The sequence below is a fragment of the Streptomyces sp. NPDC056948 genome (assembly GCF_042674225.1).
GTDB classification, from domain to species: Bacteria; Actinomycetota; Actinomycetes; order Streptomycetales; family Streptomycetaceae; genus Streptomyces; species Streptomyces purpurascens.
In genome coordinates, this window is the sequence record NZ_JBHUQX010000412.1 from 1 (window position 1) to 8326 (window position 8326).

7 protein-coding genes are annotated in these 8326 nt (G+C 70.1%); 3 read left to right on the forward strand and 4 right to left on the reverse strand.

All coding sequences use genetic code 11. The features are described from left to right. The 4 genes from ACFTZL_RS36400 to ACFTZL_RS36415 form a co-directional block, all read right to left on the reverse strand. Positions 1-253 (reverse strand): LacI family DNA-binding transcriptional regulator (locus tag ACFTZL_RS36400; RefSeq protein WP_382592126.1); only part of this gene is annotated, 253 nt, incomplete at its 3' end. Between the two features lie 31 nt (positions 254-284). Further along, positions 285-1934 carry an extracellular solute-binding protein gene (locus tag ACFTZL_RS36405; protein WP_382592129.1) on the reverse strand — a complete coding sequence of 550 codons (1650 nt, stop codon included), beginning with the start codon at positions 1932-1934 and terminating at the stop codon, positions 285-287. A gap of 27 nt (positions 1935-1961) precedes the next feature. Beyond that, entirely contained in the window at positions 1962-2849 is an 888-nt protein-coding gene (locus ACFTZL_RS36410; RefSeq protein ID WP_382592132.1) for a carbohydrate ABC transporter permease, read from the reverse strand. Further along, positions 2846-3700, reverse strand: a complete 855-nt coding sequence (locus tag ACFTZL_RS36415) for an ABC transporter permease (protein WP_376384944.1) — start codon at positions 3698-3700, stop codon at positions 2846-2848. The genes ACFTZL_RS36410 and ACFTZL_RS36415 overlap by 4 nt, the downstream gene beginning before the upstream one ends. Positions 3701-4102: 402 nt before the next feature. Here ACFTZL_RS36415 and ACFTZL_RS36420 point away from each other — a divergent pair, with 402 nt between their 5' ends. The 3 genes from ACFTZL_RS36420 (at position 4103) to ACFTZL_RS36430 (ending at position 8266) form a co-directional block, all read left to right on the forward strand. Next, on the forward strand, positions 4103-5212 hold the full coding sequence (locus ACFTZL_RS36420; RefSeq protein WP_382592135.1) for a GDSL-type esterase/lipase family protein: 1110 nt from the start codon (positions 4103-4105) through the stop codon (positions 5210-5212). Between the two features lie 51 nt (positions 5213-5263). Beyond that, positions 5264-6898 (forward strand): cellulase family glycosylhydrolase, encoded by a 1635-nt coding sequence (locus tag ACFTZL_RS36425; protein ID WP_382592138.1) that lies wholly within the window; start codon positions 5264-5266, stop codon positions 6896-6898. 216 nt (positions 6899-7114) lie between these two features. After that, positions 7115-8266, forward strand: a complete 1152-nt coding sequence (locus tag ACFTZL_RS36430) for an acyltransferase family protein (RefSeq protein ID WP_382592141.1) — start codon at positions 7115-7117, stop codon at positions 8264-8266. The last annotated feature ends 60 nt before the right edge of the window (positions 8267-8326 follow it).

Sequence of the window (8326 nt, forward strand, 5' to 3'; positions counted from 1 at the left end):
GGGCGTAGAAGGGGCTGGTGACCTGGCGGACCACGACGGCGGCCATCTTGCGGCCGCCGCCGACCAGGGCGCGGGCGTGCGCGTTGGCCACGTAGTCGAGGTCGCGGGCCGCGCGCAGGACCCGGGCCCGGGTCGCGGCGGGCACCGGGTGGTTGCCGCTGAGCGCCCGGGAGGCGGTGGCCGTCGACACGCCCGCCCGCTCGGCCACCTCGCGGATCGTGACCCGCCCCTTGGACACCATGTCGTTCCCCATCCCCCGCGTCTCCTCTTCCGCCCACCGCTGTTCAGGTGTTGGCCTTGTAGTCCTTCGCGTACTCCTCGGCCATTCTGTCGCCGCCCCGGCTCTGCCACTTCTTCACCGTCGCGTCCCACTCGGACAGCGGCAGCCGCCCGGCGATGATCCCGGTGGCGGTGTCGTCGAGGAGGGCCTTGAGGGTGGCGCCCTGGGAGTTGTTCGTCGCGGACTGCAGCCCGAACGAGGCGTTGCGGACTGCGTGCGGTACGACCTTGCGCTGCCAGGCGTGCAGTGCGCGTACGGCGTCGGGCATGCCGGGCACGAACAGCACCTGGGGACCTTCGGCGAGGTACTTCAGCGGCAGGTTGGTGTTGTTCTCCACCTCGCCGAGCTCGGTGTACTCGGGTGAGCCGTCCTTGGCGCGGGTGAAGTGAACGCCCTCGACGCCATAGTGGACCAGTTCCCACTCCTCGCTGCCGAAGGGTGCGGCGAGGTAGTCGAGGATGCGGAGGAGGAGTTCGATGCGCTCCTTCTTCGCCTGCTTCAAGACCGTGTAGCCGAAGGAGCGGCGGGCGGCGACGATTCCGCCGGGCTCGCCGCCGACGCCGTACGGGAGGGCGGCTGACGGGGTCATCTTGCCCTGGGACTCACGGTACTTGGGCAGGTAGGCGCCGAACCCGTCCTGCATGGAACCGACGGTGCCGTTGTAGTAGAGGGTCGTCAGGTCGATCTGCGAGATGGACGTGGCGTCGGGGTGGTAGGAGCCGTTCTTGCGCAGCCGCGCCTGGAACGCGATCGCCGCCTTGTACCGTTCGTCTGCCGCCCCCGGGAGGAAGGTGCCGTTGTCCGTGACGGCCCAGCCCTGGGGCGCGTTGTGGGCGGCGCTGTGGTAGGCGTTGCCGAACAGGGACAGGGCGGCGGCGCCCAGCATGTACGTCTTCCCGCGCGTGCCCCGCCGTGCCACGGCAGTGAAGTCCTCGGCCGTCCAGCCCTCCTTCATGCCCGCGTCGGCGAACATGTCCTGGTTGATCCACAGGGTCGACCCGGGCAGCGGGCGCTCCAGCGGGATGCCGTAGATCCGTCCGCCGATGCGGCCCATGTCGCGCCAGGCGTGGGTGGGGATGTGGGCGAGGTTCGGGTAGTCGGCGATCGCCTCGCCGGACAGGTGCGGGGTGAGGTCCTGGGCGCGCCGCTGCACGAACTGTGCCTCGCGGGGCAGGGTGAAGCCGGAGAACATGTTGATGATGTCGGGCAGGGCGTCGGCGTCGCCCGCCATGACCGTCGCCATCTTCTTCTGGTAGTCGGCCTGGGAGATGATCGTGTACTCGATCTTCACGCCGAGGGCCTTCTCGACGGCCGCCCAGAACCGGTTCGCCGAGGCGGGCTTGGGCGGCGTGCCGAACGAGACGGTCATGACGCGGACGGTGGAGCCGTCGCCCGGGGTACGGGAGACCGACTTGGCCAGGTCGGAGGGGTAGGTCGTGTATCCGGCCTGGACGCCCTCCTCCGTGGGGGCCAGGTCCGGCTTCGGGCCGGTGGCGGGACGGTGGGCGGGCCAGGGGGCGAGCTTCTTCCCGGCGTTGGAGACGTCGCCGTCGCCGGACCCCGAGGAGCAGGCGGTCAGCAGACCGGGGACGCAGGCGGCGGCGCCGCCCGCGGCCATGGAGCGCAGGAGCGTGCGTCGGGACATGCGGGGCATGGGTGAATCACCTCGTGTCGGCTTGTGTCAGCTCTTGATGGCGCCGGTGAGCACGCCCTTGGTGAAGTACTTCTGCAGGAAGGGGTAGACCAGCAGGATCGGCACGGTGGCGATCACGAGCACCGCCATCTGCACGGTCTGCGGGGCGGTGACGGTCGCCTCGCCGGTCGTCGCGTCGGTGAGTCCGGCCCCGGCCACCACATAGGTGCGCAGCACCTGCTGGAGCGGCCAGTGGTCGCTCTCCAGGTACAGCGAGGCGTAGAACCAGGAGTTCCAGTAGGCGACGGCGTAGAACAGGCCGACGACGGCGAGCGCGGCCTTGGACAGCGGCAGCACCACCGACACCAGCACCCGCCAGTCCCCCGCCCCGTCCAGCCGGGCCGCCTCGTACAGCTCCTCGGGGATCGACTGGAAGAAGCCGCGCAGCACGACCAGGTTGAACACGTTGACCAGGACGGGCAGCACGAGCGAGGCGTACGAGTCGAGCAGGCCGAGTTCCTTGACGAGCAGGAAGCTCGGGATCATGCCGGGCGGGAAGAGGAAGGTGAACAGCACCAGCAGCAGCACGGGTTTGCCGCCGAAGACCCCCGGGCGGGACAGCGCGTAGGCCAGGGTCACGGTGCAGGCGAGGCTGAGCAGGGTGCCCGCGATCGTCACGCCCGCGCTGACGCCCAGGGCGTGGGTGACGATGCCGCCGTCGAAGATGTCGCGGTAGGCGTCGAGCGTGGGCTCGCTGGGCCACAGCACCCAGCCGCCGTTGTCGACGACCTCCTGAGTGGAGGCCAGGGACGTCGACACGATCACCAGGAACGGCACGCACACCAGCAGCACGACCGTGGCCAGGGCGAGTGCCTTCGCGGTCTGGGTGAGCGGCCGGGGCTTCTCCATCCAGCCGGGCCGGGCGGACGCGCTCACCTGTAGACCCCCTGTTCGCCGAGGCGGTGGGCGGCCTTGTTGGCCGCGTAGACGAGCAGGGCGCCGACGAGGCCCTTGAACAGGCCCGCGGCCGCCGCGAAGCCGTAGTCGCCGCCGACGATGCCCTGGTAGTAGACGAAGGTGTCGATGACCTCGGCGGTCTCCGGTCCGACCGCGTCGCGTTGCAGCAGCATCTGCTCGAAGCCGACGGAGAGGATGTCGCCGAGCCGCATGATGAGCAGCAGCACGACGACCGGGCGGATGGCGGGCAGGGTGACGTGCCAGAAGCGCCGCCAGGGGCCGGCGCCGTCGATGGCGGCCGCCTCGTACTGCTGCTCGTCGACCTGGGCGAGCGCGGCGAGGAAGATGATCGTGCCCCAGCCGGCGTCCTTCCAGATGACCTGGGCGACGACGAGCGGCTGGAAGGCGTCCGGGTTGCCGATGATGTCGACGGTGTGCAGACCGGCCCCGCTGAGGCCGCTGTTGAGCAGGCCGGTGTCCCCGAGCACCTGCTGGAAGAGCGCTACGACGATCACCCACGAGATGAAGTGCGGCAGATACGCCACCGACTGCACGAACCGGCGCACCGAGCTCCAGGTGAGGGTGTGCAGCAGCAGGGCGAGACCGAGCGGCACCGGGAAGTAGAAGACAAGCTGGAGGACGGCGATCCAGAGGGTGTTGAGGACCGAGTCCCAGAACGCCGCGTCCTCGAACATGCGCTGGAAGTTGCCCAGACCCACCCAGGGGCTGCCCAGGAGGCCGTCGAACGGCACGTACTCCTTGAACGCGATGACGTTGCCGGCGAGTGCGCCGTAGTGGAACAGCAGGAAGTAGGCGACCCCGGGCAGCATGAGCAGGAACAGTGCCCGGCTCTGAAAACGTTTAAGCTTGCGCTGCACCCCGCCTGAGCCACGATGAGAGGGAGTCACCCCCTTCGCACCTGCTCGTTCCCGTAAGGCAGTTGCCACGACTCCCCCTCACCTCGGCGTGTCCGGTGAAGGGAAGTTAAAACGCTTTCACAACGCGGTCAACACTTCTGACACAGCGGGGACTTCGGGTCGGCAGAAGGCGGAACGGCAGTTGAACCCATAGCGGTGATGACTGCACGCGATCAGCCGACTTCCCCCCGAGCGTTGCCGAGAGGGCCCGCCCCGAGCGGTCCGGCCCGGCACGCCCAACCTCTTGACGCGTCAATGACAACAATGGCTTGATGTCATGGGAGCGCTCCCACCTCACTCAGGGAAGGGACCACCATGCGCAGCACCCGCCGCTCGTCCCCGCACTTACGGATCGTCACGGTTCTCGGCCTCCTGGCCACCCTGCTCCTCCCCCTCGGCCTGACCGTCGCACCCCGCGCGACGGCCGCTCCGACCGCGGACCCCGTCCGCGTCATGCCGCTCGGCGACTCGATCACCGGCTCGCCGGGCTGCTGGCGCGCCGTGTTGTGGAACCGGCTCGTCAACAACGGATACACGGACATCGACTTCGTCGGCACCCTCCCCACGCAGGGGTGCGGACAGGCGCACGACGGCGACAACGAGGGCCACGGCGGTGAGTTGGTGACGAACGTCGCCGACCAGAACCTGCTGCCGGGAAGGCTTGCCGCCACCCGCCCGGACATCGTTGTCATGCACTTCGGCACGAACGACGTCTGGAGCAGCATCGCCCCCGACCGCATCCTCGCCGCCTACACCAAGCTCGTGACGCAGATGAGGGCCTCCGATCCGGACATGCGGATCCTCGTCGCGCAGCTCATCCCGATGAATCCGAGCAGTTGCGCGGCCTGTGCACAGCGCGTGGTCGACTTCAACGCGCGGATTCCCGCCTGGGCCCGGGCGACCAGCACCGACCGCTCCCCGGTCACCGTGGTCGACCAGTGGACGGGGTTCAGCACGGCCGGCGACACGTACGACGGCGTGCACCCCAACGCCTCCGGTGACGACAAGATCGCCACCCGCTGGTACCCGGCCCTGGCTGCCGTCCTCGACGCGGGCGTCCCGCAGGACCCGGGCGACCCTGGTGACCCCGGCGAGGAACCCGGGGCCTGCGTCGCGCGGTTCCGGGCCGTCTCCTCCTGGCAGGGCGGCTATCAGGGCGAGGTGACGGTGACGAACACGTCCGACTCCGCCGCCTCGGGCTGGACCGCGACCGTCGTACCGGCGGGCGGCGCGCGTCTCACCCAGGTCTGGAACGGCACCCACACGACGGCCGCCGACGGCACGGCCACCGTGACGAACGCGGCGTGGAACGGCGCGCTGGCCCCCGGCGCGAGCGCCACGTTCGGCTTCGTCGCCACCGCCCCGGCAACGGCCGGGACCCCGGCGGCGACCGTCACGTGCACGGCGAAGACCCCGGCCGCCTGACGGCGGGCGCGGACCAGGGCACGACTCCCCTTCACCCCTTCTGGAGCCGCCATGAGATCCCGCACAGCCTCCGTCCCCCGAGTGGCCGGCGTGGCCGCCGCCCTGCTGGGACTCCTGCTCTCCTTCCTCTCCCTCAGCACACCGGCGCAGGCCGCGCCCACCGGCTTCCGCGTCGAGAACGGCCGCCTCCTGGAAGCGTCCGGGAACGACTTCGTGATGCGCGGCGTCAACCACGCCCACACCTGGTACCCGGACCGGATCAGCTCCCTCTCCCACATCAAGGCGAAGGGCGCCAACACCGTCCGTGTCGTCCTCTCCAGCGGTGACCGCTGGACCCGCAACGACACCGCCGACGTGGCGAACGTGGTCTCCCAGTGCAAGCAGAACCGGCTGATCTGCGTGCTGGAGGTCCACGACACCACCGGCTACGGCGAGCAGAGCGGAGCCGTCACGCTCGCCCGCGCCGCCGAGTACTGGATCAGCGTGCAGAGCGCGCTGACCGGTCAGGAGGACTACGTCATCGTCAACATCGGCAACGAGCCGTACGGCAACACCAACTACGCGAGCTGGACGGCCGACACCAAAGCGGCCATTCAAAAGCTGCGCGGCGCCGGATTCGACCACACGATCATGGTGGACGCGCCCAACTGGGGCCAGGACTGGGCATTCACCATGCGGGACAACGCCGCCTCGGTGTTCGCCGCCGACCCGGACGCCAACACGGTCTTCTCGATCCACATGTACGGCGTCTTCGACACCGCCGCCGAGATCACCGACTATCTGAACCGCTTCGTCACGGCCAGACTCCCCATCGTCGTAGGCGAGTTCGGCCACGACCACTCGGACGGCAACCCCGACGAGGACACCATCCTGGCCGTCTCCCAGCAGCTCCGCCTCGGCTATCTCGGCTGGTCCTGGAGCGGCAACGGAGGCGGGGTCGAGTATCTGGACATGGTCACGAACTTCGACCCGAACCAGCTCACGTCCTGGGGGCAGCGGCTCTTCAACGGCGCGAACGGGATCGCCGCCACCGCCAAGGAGGCCGCGATCTACTCCTCCGGCGGAGGCGACACCACTCCCCCGACGGCTCCCGGCACCCCGACCGCCTCCGGGGTGACCTCCTCGTCCGTCACCCTGACCTGGGCCGCCGCCACCGACGCGACGGGCGTCACCGGCTATGACGTCGTCCGGGTCAACGGCACCGCCGAGACGGTCGCCACCACCACGGCGACCACCCGCGCCACGCTGACCGGCCTGACGCCCGCCACATCCCACACCTTCGCCGTCTACGCCCGTGACGCCGCGGGCAACCGGTCACCCCGCTCGGCCACGGTGACGGTCACGACCTCCCCCGGCGGCTCACCGTCGGCCTGCGGCGTCGGCTACCGGGTGACGAGCAGCTGGCCCGGCGGCTTCCAGGGCGAGATCGTCCTGCGCAACACCGGCACGTCGGCGATCAACGGCTGGACGCTGCGCTGGACCTTCCCCGACAGCCAGCGCATCACCAACCTCTGGGGCGGCACGGCGACACAGAGCGGCTCCGAGGTCAGCGTCGCGGCCGCCTCGTACACCGCGACGATCCCCGCGGCCGGCTCGGTCACCCTCGGCTTCACGGCCACCCGGTCGAGCGCGAACCCCAGCCCCACGGCGTTCACGCTGAACGGCGCCGCCTGCTCGGTGAGCTGAAGCCCGCGTGCGACGGTGCCGGCGCGCTCCCAGGCGTCCGGCGCGGCGGTACCGTCGCCGTGGCTGTGATCCATACGACATCGCGCCGGAAAGCGGTTTACGCGGCCCCGGCAGCGGTGAGACGGCGGGGATGTCTCACCGGCACCCCACTGCCGTAACTCCGGCAAGATGCGCCCGCGCCCGTTCCGGTTCCCCCCACCGTGCGCGGGAGGCTCGATGAGCGAGGAAACCCTGCGCATGCGCGCCGTCGCGCCGGCCGACGGCGGGCCGGGGCGGAAAGAGGCGTCCGAGGCCGCCGCCCCCGCGCAGCGGTCCGGGCATCGGGACGCCTTCTTCGACAACGCCAAGTATCTGGCGATCGTGCTGGTGGCCATGGGGCACTCCTGGGAGCCGTTGCGGGACGGCAGCCGGGCGGCGAGCGCGCTGTACATGGTGGTGTACGCCTTCCACATGCCGGCGTTCATCATCATCTCCGGCTACTTCTCGCGCTCCTTCGACGCCGGCCCGGGGCGCATCAGACGTCTGATCACCGGGCTCGCCGTTCCGTATGTCGTCTTCGAGACGGCGTACACCCTGTTCACCCGGTGGACCGACCAGGAACCGGACCGGCCGATCAGCCTGCTGGACCCCCTCTATCTGACCTGGTTCCTGGCGGCGCTGTTCATCTGGCGGCTGACCACGCCGGTGTGGCGGCATGTGCGGTGGCCGCTGCCGATCGCCCTTGTCATCGCGATGCTGGCGACGCTCTCGCCGAACGTCGGCAACGACCTCGATCTGCAGCGCACCCTGCAGTTCCTGCCGTACTTCGTCCTCGGTCTGTGCCTGAAGCCGGAGCACTTCCGGCTGGTGCGCCGCCGCAAGGTGCGCATCCTCGCCGTGCCGGTCTTCGCCGCCGCGCTCGCCGTGGCCTACTGGGCGGTGCCGCGGATGACGGGCGCCTGGTTCTACCACCGCGACAGCGCGGACGAGCTCGCCGCGCCCTCCTGGTCCGGGCCCGTCATGACGCTGGTGATCTTCGGCTGCTCGCTGGTCCTGGTGGCCTGCTTCCTCTCGTGGGTGCCCGGGCGCCGGGCGTGGTTCACGGTGCTGGGCGCGGGCACGCTGTACGGCTATCTGCTGCACGGTTTCGTCGCCCAGGGGTCCAAGTTCTGGGGCTGGTACGAGCCGGAGTGGGTCCACCGGCCCCTGGGCGAACTCGTCGTCGCGGCCGTCGCGGCCGTGGTCGTGACCGCGCTGTGCACCCCGCCGGTACGGCGGCTGTTCCGCGGGGTGATGGAGCCCGAGATGGCGTGGGTATTCCGCCGGGACGCCCGCGATCAGGCCCGGGAACGCAACGCCGTACGCGAGCGGACTGCCGTACGCGAGTGACGTCCGGAGCCTCGTGCTCCATTACTCGACATCTCGAGCTCAGGGGACGGCCACGTCTGC